This window comes from Pseudomonas palmensis, assembly GCF_049942755.1.
Taxonomy (GTDB): domain Bacteria; phylum Pseudomonadota; class Gammaproteobacteria; order Pseudomonadales; family Pseudomonadaceae; genus Aquipseudomonas; species Aquipseudomonas palmensis.
Window position 1 is genome coordinate 3,693,733 of the sequence record NZ_CP187958.1, and the last position, 18,753, is coordinate 3,712,485.

An 18,753-nucleotide genomic window follows, 5' to 3' on the forward strand; every position below is an offset into this window, starting at 1 on the left:
TTGTCCACCGAGTTATCCACAGCTTCTGTGGATTGTCATGCGGGTCTGCTCTAGGACGCGGGTGCCAGCAATGCAGGAAGTGTCTGACAATTTTCGCGGCGCATTTCGGCTCGCGCGAAATGTCTACTGACGTGTCAAAAAAAAACATCGCCTGAAGGAAAAAAAGCCTCGAATTCCCTCGGGCCATGCACGAGAAAATCCGGTAGAGTGGCGCGCCTCTCGAGTTGCCTTCGCCGTTTTTTATGAAGTTTCGCAGCAAAACCCCAAGCCCCACTGCCCAACCCCCCGTTGCCGAGCCCCGACGTTTTTCGTTGAAGGTGGCCCTGTGGCTGCTCGACAGCCCGCGCCTGGGCGACAACCCCAACGTCAAGCACTTCGCCGGGCGCCTGCTCAAGCAACCGGCACGCCAGGGTGTGGTGGTGGCGCAGAGCCGGCTGGGGCAGATGTTGTGCCGCGATTGCGGCAACGCCCGTGACCGGCGCATCGGCCACGAGCTGCTGCGCCAGGCTGCCCGGGCCGGTGACCGCAGGGCACAGCTCGAATACGGCCGTCTGTGCACCCAGCCCCAGGTCAACGAGCCGGAGCAGGCACGTTACTGGCTGGAACAAGCTGCCGCGCAGGGCTCCAAAGAAGCCGTGCGGCTGCTCGGGCAACTCACGAGCCACTGATCGACCGCCCGGGGCTGTTAAGCTCTGGGGGATTTTTCTGGGGGTGAGCATGCTGTCTATGGCTGCAATGGATCTGACCAGCATCGTGCTGGGAATGGTGGTGGCGGCTTTGCCCGCTGTGGTGGTGCTGGTGCGTCTGCAACGTCAGCTGGCTGACAGGCAGGCCGCCGCCGCACTGGCCGAGGAGCGCCTGAGCAGTGCGCTGCTGGCCCAGGAGGGCCTGAGCGCGCAACTCGACGCCAGCCGTGACGAAATCAGCGACCTGGGCCAGGCCAATGCCGCCAAGCAGGCCAGCCTGGCCGCTCAGGGCCGCGAGCTGGAGTTGCTGCAGATCGAGCGCGACAACGCACGCGATGCCGCCCATGCCTGGAACCTTGAACGCAACGCCCGTGAAGCCGAGCTGCGCCGCCTCGAAGCGCGTTGCGCCGGCCTTGCCGCCGAACTGCGCGAGCAGCAGGACAGCCACCAGCAGCGCCTGAACGATCTGCAGGGCTCGCGCGACGAGCTGCGTGCACAGTTTGCCGAAATGGCAACGAAGATTTTCGACGAGCGCGAGCAGCGTTTCGCCCAGACCAGCCAGCAGCACCTGGGGCAACTGCTCGACCCGCTCAAGGAGCGTATCCAGTCGTTCGAGAAGCGCGTCGAGGAAAGCTACCAGCAGGAAGCCCGCGAGCGCTTTTCGCTGGGCAAGGAACTCGAGCGCCTGCAACAGTTGAACCAGCGCTTGAGCGACGAGGCCACCAACCTGACCCAGGCACTCAAGGGCCAGAAGACCCAGGGCAACTGGGGCGAGTTGATTCTGGAGCGGGTGCTGGAACATGCGGGGCTCGAAAAGGGCCGCGAATACCAGACCCAGGTCAGCCTCAAGAGCGCCGATGGCGAGCGTTTCCAGCCCGACGTGCTGATCATGCTGCCCGGCGACAAGCAGGTGGTGGTCGACTCCAAGGTGAGCCTCACGGCTTACCAGCAATATGTAAACGCCAGTGAAACCGACGTGGCCCAGGCCGCGCTCAAGCAGCATGTGCTGTCGCTGCGCAACCATGTCAAAGGCCTTTCGGGCAAGGACTACAACCGCCTCGAGGGCCTGCACAGCCTGGATTTCGTGCTGTTGTTCGTGCCCATCGAGGCGGCGTTTTCGGCGGCGCTGCAGGCCGAGCCCAACCTGTTCCAGGAGGCCTTCGACCGCCAGATAGTGATCGTCAGCCCGACCACGTTGCTCGCCACCCTGCGGGTCATCGACAGCCTGTGGAAACAGGAGCGCCAGAGCCAGAACGCCCGCGAGATCGCCGAGCGCGCCGGCTGGCTGTACGACAAGTTCGTGTTGTTCATCCAGGACCTGGACGAGCTGGGCAACCGCCTGCAACAGGTCGACAAGGCCTATGCCGCGGCGCGCAACAAGCTCTGCGAGGGGCGCGGCAACCTGATCAGTCGCAGCGAGCAGCTCAAGCTGCTCGGCGCGCGGGCCAGCAAGAGCCTGCCGGCCGACCTGCTGGAACGCGCCATGGGCGGCACCGACAACCTTGCCGAAGGCCTTACTGCACCAGGCTCAGATGACGATTGAGCAGGGCGCGCAGGGCCGCCGGCTTGACCGGCTTGCTCAGGTAGTCGAGGCCGGCGGCATGTACCCGCGCCACGGTCTCGCCGTGGCCGTCGGCACTGATCACCACCCCCGGCACCGGCTCGCCCAGGCGCGTGCGTAGCCAGGCCATCAGTTCGGTACCGATTTCGCCGTTGTCCAGGTGGTAGTCCACCAGCGCCAGATGCGGGCGCAGGCCCTTGTCGAGCAGGGCGGCGCATTCCTCGCGGTTGCGCGCCGTCGACACCAGGCAGCCCCAGCGGCTGAGCAGGCTGTTCATGCCGATCAGGATGCTGTCTTCGTTGTCCACGCACAGCACCTGCAACCCCGCCAGCGGCTGGCCGGCCTGTTCGGCTGGCTTGGCCTGGGCCGGGCTCGCGGCGCTGGCCAGCGGTACGCTGACGCGGAACACGCTGCCCTTGCCGGGCGATGAGCGCACCTCCAGCGGGTGGCCGAGCACCTTGCACAGGCCGTCGGCGATCGCCAGGCCCAGGCCCAGGCCTTTTTCGGCGCGGGTCTGGTGGCTGTCCAGGCGCTTGAATTCCTCGAAGATCACCTGCAGCTTGTCGTCGGCAATGCCCGGGCCGCGGTCCCACACTTCCAGCCACAGGCGGTCCCCGGCGCGGCGCACGCCCAGCAGGATCGGGCTCTTGCCATAGCGGAAGGCGTTGGTGAGGAAGTTCTGCAGGATACGCCGCAGCAGCTTGACGTCGCTATGCACCCGCAGCTTGCTGCCACGCACGCGAAAATCCAGGCCCTGCTGCTGGGCCAGCACCTTGAACTCGGCACCCAGGGCGTCGAACAGTTCGCTGAGGGCGAACGGCTTGGCGTCCGGGTTGATCTTGCCGTTCTCCAGGCGCGAGATGTCCAGCAGGTCGCTGATCAGCTCTTCGGCCGAACGCAGGGCGCTGTCCATGTGCTGCACCAGTTGCTGGGCGTCGCCCGACAGGCCCTCTTCCTGGTGCGACAACGCGGCGGAGAACAGCCGTGCGGCGTTCAGCGGCTGCATCAGGTCGTGGCTCACGGCCGCCAGGAAGCGGGTCTTGGACTTGTTGGCGGCTTCGGCATGGCTCTTGGCCTCGGTCAGCGCCAGGTTCAGTTGCGACAGCTCGTGGGTTCGCTCGGCCACGCGCTGCTCCAGGCCTTCGTTGGCGTCCTTGAGGGCCTGCTCGGCCTCGCGGAAGGGGGTGATGTCGGTAAAGCTCATCACGAACCCGCCGCCGGGCATGGGGTTGCCGATCAGCTCGATCACCCGGCCATTGGGGAACAGCCGCTCGGAGGTGTGCGCGCGCCCCTGACGCATCCAGTGCAGGCGCCGCGCCACATGCACCTGGGCCTCGCCCGGGCCGCACAGGCCGCGTTCGGCGTTGTAGCGGATGATGTCGGCAATCGGCCGGCCGACACTGATCAGCCCGTCGGGGTAGTTGAACAGTTCCAGGTAGCGACGGTTCCAGGCCACCAGGCGCAGCGACTGGTCGACCACGCTGATGCCCTGGCTGATGTTCTCGATGGCCCCTTGCAGCAGGGCGCGGTTGAACTGCAGCACCTCGGAGGCTTCATCGGCGATGCGTACCACGTCCTCCAGCTGCATGTCGCGGCCTTCGATGGCCGCCTTGACCACGGCGCGGGTCGAGGAGGTGCCGAGCACGCCGGACAGCAGGCGCTCGGTGTGCTCGATCCATTCGCCGTCGGCGTTCTGGTTGGGGTTGAAGCCCTTGCCCTGGCGATAGGCGAAGCGGATGAAGCTCTGGCGCGCACGCTCTTCGCCGACGAAGCGCGCGGCCAGGTGCAGCAGGTCGTCGATCTGTACCGCCAGCAGCGAACGGCTGCTGGGCCGCGCGCTGGTTTCCTGGCCAATGAAGCGCCCGGCCTGCCAGTGCTCCGATACCCGCGTGCGCGACAGGATCGAAACCCAGGCGAACACCGTGAAGTTGCCTGCCAGCGACAGCACCACGCCCTGGGTCAGCGGGGTGATCGGCAGGTTGAGCGGGTTGCCGTGCAGCCAGGCCAGGCCCGGGAACAGCTCCAGCGACCAGCCCACGCTGTGGGCGGCAATCGGCAGTACCAGGGTGTAGAACCACAGGAAGGTGCCGGTGGCCAGGCCGGCGAACACGCCGCGGCGGTTGGCCTGCTTCCAGTACAGCGCACCGAGCATGGCCGGGGCCAGTTGGGTGACGGCGGCAAAGGCGACCTGGCCGATGGTGGCCAGGCTGGCGGTGGAGCCCAGCAGGCGGTAGCTGACGTAGGCCAGCAGCAGGATCACCACGATGGTCACCCGGCGTACCGTGAGCATCCAGTGGCGGAACACCTCGAACGGGCGCTCGGCGTTGTTGCGCCGCAGCAGCCAGGGCAGCAGCATGTCGTTGGAGACCATGGTCGACAGCGCCACGGCCTCGACGATGACCATGCCGGTGGCGGCCGAGGCGCCGCCGATGAAGGCCAGCAAGGCCAGCGCCGGGTGTGCTTCGGCCAGCGGCAGGCTGATCACGAACGAGTCCGGCAGCACCGAGTTGGGCAGCAGCATCTGCCCGGCCAGGGCAATCGGCACCACGAACAGCGCGGCGAGGATCAGGTAGGCCGGAAACACCCAGCGTGCCAGGCGCATGTCCTGCGGTTCGATGTTCTCCACCACGGTGACATGGAACTGGCGCGGCAGGCAGATGATCGCCATCATCGCCACGCCGGTCTGCACGATCATCGACGGCCAGTTGATGGTTTCCTGCCAGTAGCCGTCAAGGGCGGGCGCCAGGCGGGCCTGGCTGAACAGGTCGTCGAAGCCGTCATACAGACTGAAGGTGATGAACGCGCCCACGGCGAGAAACGCCAGCAGCTTGACCAGCGATTCGAAGGCGATGGCCAGCACCATGCCGCGGTGGTGCTCGGTCACATCCAGGCTGCGGGTACCGAACACGATGCTGAACAGCGCCAGCACCAGCGACACCACCAGCGCGGTGTCCTGCACGCGGCTGCCGGTGGCATCGGCCCCGGCACCGATCAGCAGGTTGACCCCCAGCACGATGCCCTTGAGCTGCAAGGCGATGTACGGCAGCACGCCCACCAGGCAGATCAGCGCCACCACCACCGCCAGGGTCTGGGACTTGCCGTAGCGCGCGGCAATGAAGTCGGCGATGGAGGTGATGTTCTCCTGCTTGCTGATCAGCACCATCTTCTGCAGCACCCAGGGTGCAAACAGCATCAGCAGTACCGGCCCCAGGTAGATGGGCAGAAAGGCCCAGAGTTGTTCGGCGGCCTGGCCGACCGCGCCGAAGAAGGTCCAGCTGGTGCAGTACACCGCCAGCGACAGGCTGTACACCCACGCGCGCAGGCGGGGCGGCAGCGGGGTGCTGCGCCGGTCGCCGTAGAAGGCGATGGCGAACATGATGGCCATATAGGCCAGGGCGACCAGGGCGATCAGCCCGCTGGACAGCGACATGAAAACTCCGAACGAAAAAACGGTAACGGCCAACCACGATCAATCAGTCTGGCACGCCGTTCTCACTTCGTCAGCGCCGACGAAGGTCGCAGTGGCAGAGCGTCGCAGTGCTCAGTCGCGCAGGGCCAGTTCGACCAGTTCATGCAGCTGCTGCAGGCTCGGGGGCGCTTCGGCGAACAGAATGCGAAACACCGTGGGAGCCACCAGCAGGTCGAGCAGCCGTTCCACCCCGGGGCCGGCTTCGCCACGCTGCTGCGCGCGGTCCAGCAAGGTCTGCAACTGGCCGCGCAGCAGGGTGGTGCAGTAGCCGGGGCAGGCGCTGCTGAGCACGTCGCGCATCATGTGTCGGCCGGGCTCGGAGCTCATCTCGTCCAGATACTGCTCGGCCCAGGCCAGCAGGTCGCCGCGCAAGGTGCCGGTGTCGAGGGGTTCACTGTCGGGGTGCAGGCGCTCCACCGCCACGTCGGCCAGCAGCGCCGCCAGTTCACCCCAGCGCCGGTAGATGGTCGAGGGGGTGACGCCGGCACGTGCGGCCACCATGGGCACGGTCAGGCTCGCGCGGTCCTGCTCCTGGAGCAGGGCCCGCACGGCGCTGTGCACCGATTGCTGGACACGGGCGCTGCGACCGCCCGTGCGAATACCTTCTTTGATCGCCATGGCGCGACCTTAACACAAAGGGTTTGCGTTAAGGATTAAGGGCGCGCAGACTGCACAAAAGCTAACGGTTAGCTTTAGTGGAGAAAGCACATGATCGGATTGTTCAGCCGTCCGGCGTCGGCGCGTTTGCGGCTGGTGTACCTGGCCGTCGCGCTGCTCGGGTTTCTGGCGGCCTCGAGTGCGCCGACGCCGTTGTACCAGCTGTATCAGCATGCGTGGCAGTTTTCGCCGGCAACCCTGACCCTGGTGTTTGCGGTGTATGCCTTGAGCCTGCTGGCGGCGTTGCTGACGGTGGGGTCGCTGTCCGATTACCTGGGGCGCCGGCCGGTGATCTTCGTGGCGTTGCTGCTCGAGAGCGTGGCGATGCTGCTGTTCATCCAGGCCGAGTCGGTGCCCTGGCTGCTTGCGGCGCGGTTGCTGCAAGGCTTTGCCACCGGCATGGCCACCAGTGTGCTGGGCGCCGCGCTGCTCGATACCGACCGTGAACAGGGGCCGTTGGTCAACAGCCTGGCGCCGCTGCTGGGCATGGCCTGCGGGGCGCTGGGCACCAGCGTGCTGGTGGAGTTCGCGCCGTGGCCGCTGCGCCTTGTGTATGGGGTGCTGCTGGCGCTGTTCGTGGTGCTGGCGCTGCTGGTGTGGCGTTTGCCGGAGAGCGTCAGCCGCCAGCCGGGCGCGCTGCGCGCCCTGCGTCCGAGCCTGCTGGTGCCGCCTCAGGCGCGTGGCGCGGTGTGGCGCATGCTGCCGGTTAACATTGCGGTGTGGGCGCTTGGCGGGTTCTTCCTCTCACTGGGGCCGTCGCTGGTGCGGGAGGTGAGCGGCCTGGGCTCAAGCCTGGTCGGTGGCGCGCTGGTGGCGACCCTGACCCTCAGTGGTGCGCTGGCGATCTATCGGCTGCGCCTGCGCCCGGCACAGCAGGTGCTGGCGCTGGGCACCGGGCTGCTGGCCGGCGGGGTGGGGCTGATTCTGCTGGCGCTGTACAACGCCAGCCTGGTGCTGTTCTTCGCCGCCACGCTGGTGGCGGGCAGCGGCTTTGGTGCGGGGTTTCTGGGTGCGTTGCGCAGCACCCTGCCACTGGCCGAGGCCCATGAACGGGCGGGGTTGATGGCCACGTTCTACGTGCTGAGCTACCTGGCGTTCTGTGTGCCCGCGCTGGCGGCCGGGTTGATGGTGCGCCAGTTCGGGCTGGTAGCCACCAGCGAGGTGTATGCGCTGGTGCTGGTCGGGTTGTGCGCGGTGGCGGGGGTGTTGAACCTGCCGGCGATGCGCGGAGCGCGATCTATCTGATCTCGATGGTGCTGTGTTTTCCGGCAAGAGCAGCGTGGATCTTTGTCGGCGCCGGCCTTCAGGCCTGGCGCCGTGCCCCCAGGCAATAGAACAGCCCCGCAAGCCCCACCGACAGCATCATCAGGTAGAACATCGCTGTCGGCATCAGGTGTGCCAGCGCAAACCCGCACAGCACCGGCCCCAGCGCCGCCCCCAGGTTGGACAGGTTCTGTGCGCCGTAATACACCCCGCGCAGGTGCTCCGGGGCAATGCTGTCGATGAACATGTATTCGGCCGGGATCACGATGATCTCGCCCAATGTGAACACCAGCATCGCCAGGCACCACACCCACAATGTCTGCGCCAGCGAGAACCCCAGCAACCCGATCACGAACAGCAGCATCCCGGCCAGCAGCCAGGGCATCAGCTGGCGACTGCCGATGCGCCGGCCGATGGCGTATTGCAGGGCGATCACCGTGATTGCGTTGGTCGCCACCAGGTAGCTGACGGTCTGGTTGGCCTGGATGGCCGATGTGGTGGTCACCAGGTACTGCGACAGGTAGGCCGTGAACTGGCCGAACACCACCGCGCTGAGCGCGCCGCCCAGGGTGAAGTACACCAGGCGCCGATCGCCGAGCAGGTGCCTGCCGACCGCCAGCAGGCCCAGCGTCGGCCCGCCGAGCCCGGCGCGTGCAGCACGCTCGCCCCGGCGTTGATAGCTCAGGCACATGCCCAGCCCCAACAATGCCGACAGCACGAACGGCAGCCGGTCATCCAATAGCACCAGCGCCACCCCAACAAAAGGCCCGACGGCATAGGCGACGTTGCTCAGGGTGTACTTGATCGAGAACACCTCGCCGCGTGCCTGCACTGGCAACAGCGCGCAGAAGCCGGCCTTGGCGGCAATGTCCACCACTGCCAGGGTGAGGTTGATCACCACCAGGCAGGCAAACAGCATCCCCAGTTGCCGGCTGGCCACGGCCACGAAGAACGCCAGGGCGAAGGCCAGGGTGGAGAACACGATCACCGTGTAGCTGCGCAGGGTGTCGATCAGGTAGCCGCCGTACAGGCTCAGCAGCGAGCCGACGATCAGTGCACCGCCGATCATCAGGCCGATGGCGCTGATGCCCAGGGCGAAGTGCTCCGACAGGTACACCACCAGGTACGGCAGGGTGATGGCCCGCGCCAGGGTCAGCACGAAGGTGGTGCACAGCAGCAGGCGAACCTCGGCGCCATAGCCCCGCAGGCTTTCGAGCATGTTCACGTCCTTGTCCGGTGAGGTCAGCCGCCAGCATACGTCAGCCTTGAAAGGCTCGCGAACGGCTTATATATAGGTAAAACAGATAACAGTTAGAGAAATTACCCGTTATATCGATATTCCATAGGGTTGTAACATCGATTTCACCTCACCGGAGGACAGGAGACCGACACCATGACCTGCACCAAGATAGCCCACCCCTTGCGCCCGCTGAGCCGCCTGGCTCACCCGCGCGAGGTGATCCGACAGTTCACCCCCAACTGGTTCGCCGCGACCATGGGCACCGGCGTGCTGGCGCTGGCGCTGCGGCAGGCGGTGCCGGGGTTGTCGGGTATGGCCGAGGCGCTGTGGCTGCTGACCATTGGCCTGTTCGTGCTGTTCAGCGTGCTCTACACCGCGCGCTGGGTGATGTTCTTCGATGAGGCGCGGCGGATTTTCGCGCATTCCACGGTCTCGATGTTTTTCGGCACCATCCCCATGGGCCTGGCGACCATTCTCAATGGGGCGCTGGTATTCGGGGTCGAGCGTTGGGGCACGGGAGTGCTGCCGTGGGTCGAGGCGTTGTGGTGGCTGGACGTGGCCCTGGCGCTGCTGTGCGGGGTGGCGATCCCTTACCTGATGTTCACCCGCCAGGAGCACAGCATCGACCAGATGACCGCGGTATGGCTGCTGCCGGTGGTGGCGGCCGAAGTGGCGGCGGCCAGCGGCGGCCTGCTGGCCCCGCACCTGACGGACGTCCATCGCCAGTTCCAGGTACTGATCACCAGCTATGTGCTGTGGGCGGTGTCGTTGCCGGTGGCGTTCAGCATCCTGACCATCCTCACCCTGCGCATGGCGCTGCACAAGCTGCCCCAGGCGAGCATGGCCGCTTCGAGCTGGCTGGCACTCGGGCCGATCGGCACCGGTGCCCTGGGCATGATGCTGCTGGGCAGTGATGCACCGGCGATCTTCGCCGCCAATGGCCTGGGCAGCCTGGGCGAGATTGCCCGCGGGCTGGGGCTGGTGGCCGGTATCGTGCTGTGGGGTGCGGGGCTGTGGTGGTTGTTCACTGCCGTGTTGATCACGCTGCGCCATCTGCGCGATGGCATGCCGTTCAACCTGGGCTGGTGGGGCTTCACCTTTCCGCTGGGGGTGTATGCCCTGGCCACGTTGAAGCTGGCGGCGTGGCTGCAGTTGGGGTTCTTCACGGTGATGGGCCACGTGCTGGTGGTGGCGCTGGCAGGGCTGTGGCTGGTGGTGGCCAGCCGTACCCTGGCGGGGGCCTGGCGTGGCGAGCTGTTCGTGTCGCCTTGCATTGCGGGGTGCACGGGCAAGTGACAAGGGTGGCAGTTTCGCCGGCAAGGCCGGCTCCGGCAGGGTTTTGCTGGCGCTAGAAGGCCTGGTCGGCGAAGCGGTTCATGCAGTGGCTTGCATTTACCCGTGCATCTGTGGCTTTTTGCGGGCTGGCTTCCTCCAATAACAAAGCCCCACTCAGGACCCTGGACGATGAGTCACCCCTCACAGTTTGCCCTGCTGCAAAAACGGCGCTTTCTGCCGTTTTTCGTCACCCAGTCGCTGGGGGCGTTCAACGACAACCTGTTCAAGCAATCGCTGATCCTGGCCATTCTCTACAAGCTCAGCCTGGGCGGCGACGGCACGATGCTGGTCAACCTCTGCGCGCTGCTGTTCATCCTGCCGTTCTTCCTGTTCTCGGCCCTGGCCGGCCAGTTCGGCGAAAAGTTCGCCAAGGATGCGCTGATCCGCACCATCAAGCTGGCCGAGATCGTCATCATGGGCGTGGGCGCCGCGGGCTTTCTCTATAACCACCTGTGGATGATGCTGGTGGCGCTTTTCGCCATGGGGACCCATTCGGCGCTGTTCGGCCCGGTCAAGTACTCGATCCTGCCCCAGGCCCTGCGCGAAGAGGAGCTGGTGGGCGGCAACGGCCTGGTGGAGATGGGTACCTTCCTGGCTATCCTGGCCGGCACAATCGGCGCCGGGGTGATGATGTCCAGCACCCACTACGCGCCCATCGTGGCCAGCGCGGTGGTGCTGGTGGCGGTGCTGGGCTACCTGGCCAGCCGCGCAATCCCCCGTGCCGCGGCCTCGTCGCCGCAACTCAAGCTGCAATGGAACATCTTCAGCCAGACCGTCGCGACCCTGCGCATGGGCCTTAGACAGACCCCGGCGGTATCGCGCTCGATCGTGGGCAACTCGTGGTTCTGGTTCGTCGGTGCCATCTATCTCACGCAGATCCCGGCCTATGCCCAGGAGTGGATGCACGGCGACGAAACCGTGGTCACGCTGATTCTCACGCTGTTCTCGGTGGGCATCGCGGTGGGGTCGCTGCTGTGCGAGCGCCTCAGCGGGCGCAAGGTGGAGATCGGCCTGGTACCGTTCGGCTCGTTCGGCCTGACGGTGTTCGGCCTGCTGTGGTGGTGGCATTCGGGGGATATCCCGGCCGCCGGCGCGCCGTATGACTGGCTCGCCCTGCTGGGCATGAGCAAGGCCTGGTGGATCCTGCTGTCGATCATGGGCCTGGGTGTTTTCGGCGGTTTCTACATCGTGCCGCTGTACGCGCTGATCCAGTCGCGCACCCCCGAAGACGAGCGTGCCCGGGTGATCGCGGCCAACAACATCCTCAATGCACTGTTCATGGTGGTCTCGGCCGTGGTCACCATGCTGTTGCTGGGGCTGGCCAAGCTGAGTATCCCGCAGCTGTTTCTGGTGGTGTCGCTGCTCAACATCGCAGTCAACACCTACATCTTCCGCATCGTGCCCGAGTTCAGCATGCGCTTCATGATCTGGCTGCTCAGCCATTCCATGTACCGCGTCGAACACCGCGACCTGGACAAGATCCCGGATGAAGGCGCGGCGCTGCTGGTGTGCAACCACGTGTCGTTCGTCGATGCGCTGCTGATTGCCGGGGCCGTGCGCCGGCCGATCCGCTTTGTCATGTACTACAAGATCTACCGCCTGCCGGTGCTCAATTTCATCTTCCGTACTGCGGGGGCGATCCCGATTGCCGGGCGCAACGAAGACCTGACGACCTACGAGCGTGCGTTCGAGAAAATTGCCGCCTACCTGGCCGACGGCGAGCTGGTGTGCATCTTCCCGGAAGGCAAGCTGACCTCCGATGGCGAGATCGATGCATTCAAGGGCGGCCTGAGCCTGATTCTGGAGCGCACCCCGGTGCCGGTGATTCCGTTGGCGCTGCAGGGCCTGTGGGGGAGTTTCTTCAGCCGTGACCCGGCCAAGGGGTTTTTCCGGCGCCTGTGGTCGCGGGTGACCCTGGTGGCCGGTAGCGCCGTACCGGTGGAAACGGCGCAACCGGCGCTGTTGCGCGAGCGGGTCAGCGAACTACGCGGCACCTGGCGCTAGGCGCGGGGGCCAGGGTCAGCTGGCGCTGACCTTGAGCCCCACCAGGCCGATGATGATCAGTGCCACGCTGGCCAGGCGCATCAACGCCATGGATTCGCCAAACAGGATGATCCCGGCGATCACCGTACCCACTGCGCCCACACCGGTCCAGATCGCATAGGCGGTGCCCAGCGGCAGTTCCTTCATGGCAAGGCCGAGCAGGCCGAGGCTGACCGCCATGGCGGCAACCGTGAGCACAGTGGGCAGGGGGCGGGTGAAGCCGTCGGTGTATTTGAGGCCGATGGCCCAGCCGACTTCGAACAGGCCGGCGAAAAACAGGATGATCCAGGACATGCGCAGTACTCCATCTGTTGATGGGGCCGTCCCCGGATCGGTCACGCGGTGCGTCGTGAGGTCGTCCTCACAGTGCGCACTATAGTGCACATTTCCTTGCCGGGGGGCAAGTGGCGGTCAACGCGTGGCGTCGACCGCTGCCGTTTCGGCGACGGGTTCTTCCATGCGCCGGAACCAGGTCGAGAGTAGCGCACCGGAGATGTTGTGCCACACGCTGAACAGCGCGCTGGGCACCGCCGCCAGGGGCGAGAAGTGCGCACTGGCCAATGCCGCGCCCAGCCCGGAGTTCTGCATGCCGACTTCCAGCGCCAGGGATTTGCGCTGGGCCAGCGGCAGCTTGAACAGCTTGCCGGTGACGTAGCCCAGGGCGAACCCGAAGGTGTTGTGCAGGATCACCACCGCCATGATCAGCAGGCCCGATTCGGCGATCTTGGCCTGGCTGGCCGCCACCACCGCGCACACGATCAGCACGATGCTCACCACCGACACCAGCGGCAGCACCTGCACCGCCAGGTGTACGCGCGGGCCGAGCAGTCGCTGGGCGAGCACGCCGAGCACGATCGGCAGCATCACCAGTTGCAGGATCGACCAGAACATCTCCATGAACGAGACCGGCAGCCAGGCCGAGGCCAGCAGCCAGATCAGCGCGGGGGTCAGCAGCGGGGCGAGCAGGGTGGTGACGGCGGCTATTGCCACGGCCAGGGCCAGGTCGCCCTTGGCCAGCCACGCCATCACATTGGAGGAAGTACCGCTTGGGCAGCAGCCGACCAGGATCACGCCCACGGCGATTTCGGCGGGCAGGTGGAACAGCTGGCACAGCAGCCAGGCCACGCCCGGCATGATCACGAAGTGGGCGACCACGCCCAGGGCCACGCGCCAGGGCTGGCGGAACACGGCGGCGAAGTCTTCGACCTTGAGGGTCAGGCCCATGCCGAACATCACCAGGCCCAGCAGCGGCACGATGGCGACCTTGAGGCCGATGAACCAGGCGGGTTGGAAGAAAGCCAGGAGGGCAAACAGCAGCACCCACCAGGCGAATGTATTGCCGACAAATCGGCTGAGGGCAGCGAGGGCGCGCATGGGGTACTCCTTTTTTATTATCGGCGGCCCCATCGCGGGTCAAGCCCGCTCCCACAAGGATTGCAGCGACCCTGTAGGAGCGGGCTTGACCCGCGATGAGGCCCGCAAGGCCTCTATATAGCTATGTAGAGAGAAGCCGATCAGACCCCCTGCGGGATCTCCTCTCCACCCAGCGCTTCGAACAGCGCCGGCAGGAAGTCGCCGAAGGTCAGCATCATCAGGGTGAAGCTTGCATCCAGCTGGCCAAGGGCCTCTTCGCCGCCGTCTTCCTCGGCCTGGTCCTGCAGCAGCTCTTCGAACTTCAGGCGCTTGATCACCATCTTGTCGTCCAGCACGAACGACAGCTTGTCCTGCCAGGCCAGCGACAGCTGCGTCACCACCTTGCCGGTACCCAGGTGCAGCTGGATCTCGTCGCTGGTCAGGTCCTGGCGCTTGCAGCGTACGATGCCGCCGTCTTCGTGGGTGTCGCGCAGCTCGCACTCGTCCAGCACATAGAAGTCCGGTGCAGCCTTCTGCGACTTGACCCAGTCGGTCAGGGTCGCGCTTGGGGCGATCTTCACGGTCACCGGGCGCACCGGCAACGAGCCCATCACTTCACGCAGGGTCGACAGCAGGTCCTCGGCACGCTTGGCGCTGGCCGAGTTGACCAGGATCAGGCCCTGCTTGGGCGCGATGGCGGCGAAGATCATCGAACGACGGATGAAGGCGCGAGGCAGGAAGGCCTGGATGATCTCGTCCTTGATCTGGTCACGCTCCTTCTTGTAGACCTTGCGCATCTGCTCGGCTTCGATCTCTTCGATCTTCTCCTTGACCGCATCACGCACCACGCTGCCAGGCAGGATGCGTTCTTCCTTGCGTGCCGCGATCAGCATGAAGTCGCCACTGACATGCACCAGGGGCGCATCTTCGCCTTTGCCGAAGGGCGCGACGAAACCGTAGGTGGTCAACTCCTGGCTGGCACAGGGGCGCGCCGGCTTGCTGGCCAGTGCGGTTTCCAACGCCTCGGCGTCGAACTGGATGTCCTGGGTAAGGCGGTAGGGCAGCAGGTTTTTGAACCACATGGGGTGCATCTCTCCTCGGTACATAAGGAGGGCATTATTCTCCGAGCGGCGTGTTCAGGCCAAGCCCGCTAAGTCATTGGAAGGCCTGAAAAATAATTTTAAAAAAGTGCTTGCCAGAGTGTGAGGTGCTCCGTAGAATGCGCGCCACACCGAGACGAAGGGTGATTAGCTCAGCCGGGAGAGCATCTGCCTTACAAGCAGAGGGTCGGCGGTTCGATCCCGTCATCACCCACCACTTCTCAGTGTATCGCGCAGCGGTAGTTCAGTCGGTTAGAATACCGGCCTGTCACGCCGGGGGTCGCGGGTTCGAGTCCCGTCCGCTGCGCCATATATTAGCTTCAGGGCCCACTGAACTCCCTGAAGCCACAAACGAAGCGACCTTAGGGTCGCTTTTTTTGTGCCTGGCGTTTGGCCGCGCCTGCCACGCATCCCCCTCCAACAACGAAAAAGGCGCCGCTGAGGGCGCCTTTTCCAGACAGCCTCGCGCCGTCTTACCAGTTGTAGGTCACGTCTGCACTCAGGGTGCGGCCTTCGCCGTAATAGCAGTCCAGCCCGCCATTGCAGGCCGCCACGTACTTCTCGTCCGTGAGGTTCTGCAGGTTGGCCTTGAGCTTCACGCCCTTGACGTGCAGCGGCGATTTTTCCAGGTCATAGGACACCATGGCGTCATACACGGTGTAGGACGGAATCTGGAAAGAGTCGCCCACGTAGTCCGAACCGTAGCTGCTGCGCACATAGCGCGCGCCCAGGCCCACACCGAACCCGGCCAGTACTGTGGAAACGTCGAAGTCGTAGTTGACCCACGCCGAAGCGGTCAGCGGTGGCTGCATGGCCAGGGTACGGCCTTCGCGGCCGTCGTTGATGCTGCGCCACTTGATCTGGTTGCGTGATACCGCAGCCAGCACGCTCAGGTTGTCGGTGACATTGACCTTGCCTTCCAGCTCGACACCACGCGAACGCACCGAGCCGCTCTGCACGCTCAGGCTCGGGTCGTCGCGGTCGTTGGTCAGCATGTTGTCCTGGTCGATCTGGTAGGCGGACAGCTGGATGAAACCGTCGATCGACCTGGGCTCGTACTTGATGCCCACTTCATACTGCTTGCCGTTGGTGGGGTCGAAACCCGAACCGTTGGCGTCGACACCGGACAGCGGCAAAAACGACTCGGCGTAACTCACGTAGGGCGTCACACCGTTGTCGAACGAGTAGCCCAGCCCCGCACGCGCGGTGAACTTTTCATCCTTCTGGTTGGTGTGGCCGCCGTTGAGCGGCGTCTTGTTGTCGGTTTCGGCAAAGTCATAGCGGCCGCCCACGGTCAGGAACCATTTGTTCCACAGCAGTTGATCCTGGGCATACAGGCCGGTCTGGGTAATGGTGTTGTCCCAGCGGTAAGGCTGGGTGAAGGTGAACTTGCTGCCGTAGACCGGCTTGTACAGGTCGATGCCCGGGCCGCGACGGTCGTATCGGCCGAGGAACTCGGAGTTGAAGTGGTAGTAGTCCACCCCCAGCAGCAGGGTGTGGTCCAGCTCGCCGGTCTTGAACTTGGCCTGGGCGGTGCTATCGATGCCGTAGACCCGGTTGTGCTGCGCCCAGTCCACCCCGAAGCGGTCTGCCTAGTAGCTGAAGTCGTTGGCGCCGGTGACCGGGTTGGGGCCGAATGAATAGCCGTGCAGTGGCGCGACGTAGCGGTCGTCGAGGTCGGCGTAGCGTGCGTTCTGCTTGAGGGTCCAGGTGTCGTTGAGCTCGTGGGCGATCTCGTAGCCGACCACGAACTGCTCGCGGTCATATTTGTTCAGGCCCGGCTCGCCGATGAACAGGCTGCGGCTGATGCGCCCGTTGGCGGTGCTGTACACCGTGCCCTTGGCCGGCAGGCCCTGGGCTTCCGGGGTGTCGCGGTCTTTCTGGTACTGGCCGAACACCGTGACGGTGGTGCGCTCGTTGGCCAGCCAGGTCAGGCTGGGCGCCAGCAGCATGCGGTTCTGGTCGGCATAGTCGATCTGCGAGTTGCTGTCGTTGACCACGCCGGTCAGGCGATAGAGGAACTGACCCTGATCGTCGATCGGGCCACCGAGGTCGAAGGCCCCGTACTTGCGGTCGTAGCTGCCGCCACCGATGACCACTTCATGCAGCGGCGTGGCGGTGGGGCGCTTGCTCACCATGTTGACGATGCCGCCCGGCTGGTTCTGGCCATACAGCACCGACGCCGGGCCCTTGAGCACTTCGATGCGCTCCAGGGTGTAGGGGTCGATCTGCAGCGAGCCACCCGTGCTGCCGCCGCTGTAGGGCAGGTGCAGGCCGTCCAGGTACAGCGGGGTGGGGGAGAAGCCGCGGGAGGTGGGTTCATCGAACACCTTCACCCGGTCGGCGAAGCCGCCACCGGTCATGCCGGCGGTGTAGCGCAGGGCCTCGGTGACCGACTGGGCGCCGCGCATCTTCACTTCGTCCTGGGTGATGACGTTGATCGTCTGCGGGATCTCGCTCAGGGCCGTGTCGGTCTTGGAGCCGGTGGCGCTGCGCTTGGCCACGATCCCGTCGACCGGGCCGTAGGCCGATTCGGTTGCGCGGCTGTCGATGTTGGTGGCGCCCAGCACCACGGACGCATCGGCAGCAGGCAGTTTTTCCAGCACCAGGGTCTGACCGTCCAGCAACTGCCAGGTATGGCCGCTGCCCTGCAGCAACCGGTCCAGGGCCTGGGCCAGGGTAAAGGCACCCTGCAGGGCCGGACCGGACCGGCCAGCCAGGTCGCTGGAGTTGAACACCAGACGTACGTTGGCCTGGTCGGCCAGTTGAGTGAGCATCCGGTCCAGCGCCTGGGGCGCCAGGTTCAGGGTCAGGCGCGTGGTAGTTTCGGCTGCGTGGGCCAGCGGCAGGGTCAGCGGCACCCCGCCACCCAGGGTCAGAGCGATGGCCAGCGTCAGGGTACGGCCACTGAACGGAAAAGCGTTGGAAAGCGCCTGCATTGAAATCGTCCGTCATCAAATGTTGGTAAGAAGCGATATTTATGAGAAGTATTCGCGTTCAAACCAACGACGATTCATTGCCGTCAACCTTGCCAACAAAATCCGGATTTATTTTTCTTCGACGCTCTCGCGGTTCATCACCAGGGTCAGCCACGGCAGTTGCACGACCCGCAGCGGTTGGGTGCGCGCCAGGGTACTGAACATCTGGGCACCGTCGTCCAGGTTGAACACCCCGCTCACCGCCGTGCTCGGCAATTGCCCGGTCACCACCAGTGCGCCGGGTACATAGCGCCCGATTTCGCTGACCACCTCGTCGAGTGGGCGTCGATTGAAGATCAGCTTGCCGCGCTGCCATGCCGAATCACTGGTCAGGTCCAGCGGGCGCGTGGAGGACGGTGGCAGGCCCTGGGCATAGTCCAGTTGCTGGGCCGGTTCCAGGCGCGCGCTCTGGCCACCGGACGTTACCTGCACCACGCCCTCGCTGACGCCGACCCGCACCTGCTGTTCGAGCAGGTTCACGTCGAACCGGGTGCCCAGTGCCTGGGCCGTGCCTGCGGCGGCATGCACCACGAATGGACGCGCCGGGTTCTTACTGACCTGGAAAAGCGCCTCGCCCTTGATCAGGTCGATATCGCGACGCGTGGACGAATAGCGCACCGACAGTGCGCTGGCGCTGTTGAGCCAGACCTCGCTGCCATCCTCCAGCACCAGGTGTCTGCGTTCGCCGACGGCGGTCGACTGGTCGGCCATGTACACCTTCATTGGCTGCCCCAACTGGGTCACGGCCAGCACCGCCAGCCCGGCGGCCAGCGCAGCCCATCGCAAGGGTTTTGCACGGCGTTGGGGCGCTGGCGGCACGAAGGATTGCGCGGTGGCCGTCTGCGCTACCCCGTGCCACATCTGCTCGGCCAGCCGCGCCGCTGCTTCGTGCGCCGGGCTGCGCTGGCGCCACTGGCGAAACGCGGCATGATCCGACTCGCTGGCATTCCCCGACATCAGCATCACCCACTGCTCGATGGCCTGATCCTCCAGCTCGACAGGGGATGGTTGGGAAGGGTTGGGTCTAGTCATGATGAGGGGCTGCTGAAACCTTCAGAGGGGGCGTAC

At 65.3% G+C, this 18,753-nt stretch carries 12 protein-coding genes, 2 tRNA genes and 1 pseudogene; 7 read left to right on the forward strand and 8 right to left on the reverse strand.

Annotation, left to right across the window (positions count from 1 at the left end; genetic code table 11):
- Positions 1-242 precede the first annotated feature (242 nt).
- Together ACPRTJ_RS17105 and rmuC are read left to right on the forward strand one after the other, a co-directional pair.
- A complete protein-coding gene (locus tag ACPRTJ_RS17105) occupies positions 243-668 on the forward strand; it encodes a tetratricopeptide repeat protein (protein WP_078479791.1) in 426 nt (141 codons plus the stop codon).
- Between the two features lie 175 nt (positions 669-843).
- A complete protein-coding gene (rmuC, locus tag ACPRTJ_RS17110) occupies positions 844-2,229 on the forward strand; it encodes a DNA recombination protein RmuC (RefSeq protein WP_162484864.1) in 1,386 nt (461 codons plus the stop codon).
- Here rmuC and ACPRTJ_RS17115 read toward each other — a convergent pair.
- Positions 2,201-5,677, reverse strand: a complete 3,477-nt coding sequence (locus tag ACPRTJ_RS17115) for a PAS domain-containing hybrid sensor histidine kinase/response regulator (protein WP_043860010.1) — start codon at positions 5,675-5,677, stop codon at positions 2,201-2,203. The two genes, rmuC and ACPRTJ_RS17115, sit on opposite strands and share 29 nt — an antisense overlap.
- Before the next feature lie 111 nt (positions 5,678-5,788).
- Positions 5,789-6,334 carry a TetR/AcrR family transcriptional regulator gene (locus tag ACPRTJ_RS17120; protein ID WP_043860011.1) on the reverse strand — a complete coding sequence of 182 codons (546 nt, stop codon included), beginning with the start codon at positions 6,332-6,334 and terminating at the stop codon, positions 5,789-5,791.
- Positions 6,335-6,424: 90 nt separating this feature from the next.
- On the opposite strand from ACPRTJ_RS17120, the gene ACPRTJ_RS17125 reads away from it, so the two are divergent.
- Positions 6,425-7,618 carry an MFS transporter gene (locus ACPRTJ_RS17125; protein WP_100635012.1) on the forward strand — a complete coding sequence of 398 codons (1,194 nt, stop codon included), beginning with the start codon at positions 6,425-6,427 and terminating at the stop codon, positions 7,616-7,618.
- Positions 7,619-7,676: 58 nt separating this feature from the next.
- Here ACPRTJ_RS17125 and ACPRTJ_RS17130 read toward each other — a convergent pair whose 3' ends face one another.
- Positions 7,677-8,855, reverse strand: coding sequence for an MFS transporter (locus ACPRTJ_RS17130; protein WP_043860013.1), 1,179 nt, complete (start codon positions 8,853-8,855; stop codon positions 7,677-7,679).
- 174 nt (positions 8,856-9,029) lie between these two features.
- Between ACPRTJ_RS17130 and ACPRTJ_RS17135 the strand changes: the two genes are divergently transcribed.
- Entirely contained in the window at positions 9,030-10,172 is a 1,143-nt protein-coding gene (locus ACPRTJ_RS17135; protein ID WP_426427138.1) for a TDT family transporter, read from the forward strand.
- A 168-nt stretch (positions 10,173-10,340) separates the two neighbouring features.
- Complete coding sequence (locus ACPRTJ_RS17140; protein ID WP_426427139.1) at positions 10,341-12,215, forward strand: MFS transporter; 1,875 nt, start codon at positions 10,341-10,343, stop codon at positions 12,213-12,215.
- A 15-nt stretch (positions 12,216-12,230) separates the two neighbouring features.
- Here the strand turns inward: ACPRTJ_RS17140 and sugE are convergent, their stop codons facing one another.
- From sugE to rdgC, 3 genes are all read right to left on the reverse strand, one after another.
- Positions 12,231-12,548 (reverse strand): quaternary ammonium compound efflux SMR transporter SugE, encoded by a 318-nt coding sequence (gene sugE / locus ACPRTJ_RS17145; protein WP_043860016.1) that lies wholly within the window; start codon positions 12,546-12,548, stop codon positions 12,231-12,233.
- 117 nt (positions 12,549-12,665) lie between these two features.
- A complete protein-coding gene (locus ACPRTJ_RS17150; protein WP_043860017.1) occupies positions 12,666-13,628 on the reverse strand; it encodes a bile acid:sodium symporter family protein in 963 nt (320 codons plus the stop codon).
- Between the two features lie 140 nt (positions 13,629-13,768).
- On the reverse strand, positions 13,769-14,689 hold the full coding sequence (rdgC, locus tag ACPRTJ_RS17155) for a recombination-associated protein RdgC (RefSeq protein WP_088514017.1): 921 nt from the start codon (positions 14,687-14,689) through the stop codon (positions 13,769-13,771).
- A 159-nt stretch (positions 14,690-14,848) separates the two neighbouring features.
- On the opposite strand from rdgC, the gene ACPRTJ_RS17160 reads away from it, so the two are divergent.
- Both ACPRTJ_RS17160 and ACPRTJ_RS17165 read left to right on the forward strand, forming a co-directional pair.
- Positions 14,849-14,924, forward strand: a tRNA-Val gene (locus ACPRTJ_RS17160).
- 16 nt (positions 14,925-14,940) lie between these two features.
- Positions 14,941-15,017, forward strand: a tRNA-Asp gene (locus ACPRTJ_RS17165).
- Positions 15,018-15,180: 163 nt separating this feature from the next.
- Here the strand turns inward: ACPRTJ_RS17165 and ACPRTJ_RS17170 are convergent.
- Together ACPRTJ_RS17170 and ACPRTJ_RS17175 are read right to left on the reverse strand one after the other, a co-directional pair.
- Positions 15,181-17,646: pseudogene (locus tag ACPRTJ_RS17170) on the reverse strand (TonB-dependent siderophore receptor).
- 108 nt (positions 17,647-17,754) lie between these two features.
- Positions 17,755-18,717, reverse strand: coding sequence for a FecR family protein (locus tag ACPRTJ_RS17175; protein WP_043860020.1), 963 nt, complete (start codon positions 18,715-18,717; stop codon positions 17,755-17,757).
- Positions 18,718-18,753 lie beyond the last annotated feature (36 nt).

Bases quoted from the DNA above. Each gene is read 5' to 3' on its own strand.
- ACPRTJ_RS17105 (WP_078479791.1), top strand. From the start codon at position 243: ATGAAGTTTCGCAGCAAAACCCCAAGCCCCACTGCCCAACCCCCCGTT.
- ACPRTJ_RS17115 (WP_043860010.1), bottom strand. From the start codon at position 5,677: ATGTCGCTGTCCAGCGGGCTGATCGCCCTGGTCGCCCTGGCCTATATG.
- ACPRTJ_RS17120 (WP_043860011.1), bottom strand. From the start codon at position 6,334: ATGGCGATCAAAGAAGGTATTCGCACGGGCGGTCGCAGCGCCCGTGTC.
- ACPRTJ_RS17125 (WP_100635012.1), top strand. From the start codon at position 6,425: ATGATCGGATTGTTCAGCCGTCCGGCGTCGGCGCGTTTGCGGCTGGTG.
- ACPRTJ_RS17130 (WP_043860013.1), bottom strand. From the start codon at position 8,855: ATGCTCGAAAGCCTGCGGGGCTATGGCGCCGAGGTTCGCCTGCTGCTG.
- ACPRTJ_RS17135 (WP_426427138.1), top strand. From the start codon at position 9,030: ATGACCTGCACCAAGATAGCCCACCCCTTGCGCCCGCTGAGCCGCCTG.
- ACPRTJ_RS17140 (WP_426427139.1), top strand. From the start codon at position 10,341: ATGAGTCACCCCTCACAGTTTGCCCTGCTGCAAAAACGGCGCTTTCTG.
- sugE (WP_043860016.1), bottom strand. From the start codon at position 12,548: ATGTCCTGGATCATCCTGTTTTTCGCCGGCCTGTTCGAAGTCGGCTGG.
- ACPRTJ_RS17150 (WP_043860017.1), bottom strand. From the start codon at position 13,628: ATGCGCGCCCTCGCTGCCCTCAGCCGATTTGTCGGCAATACATTCGCC.
- rdgC (WP_088514017.1), bottom strand. From the start codon at position 14,689: ATGTGGTTCAAAAACCTGCTGCCCTACCGCCTTACCCAGGACATCCAG.
- ACPRTJ_RS17175 (WP_043860020.1), bottom strand. From the start codon at position 18,717: ATGACTAGACCCAACCCTTCCCAACCATCCCCTGTCGAGCTGGAGGAT.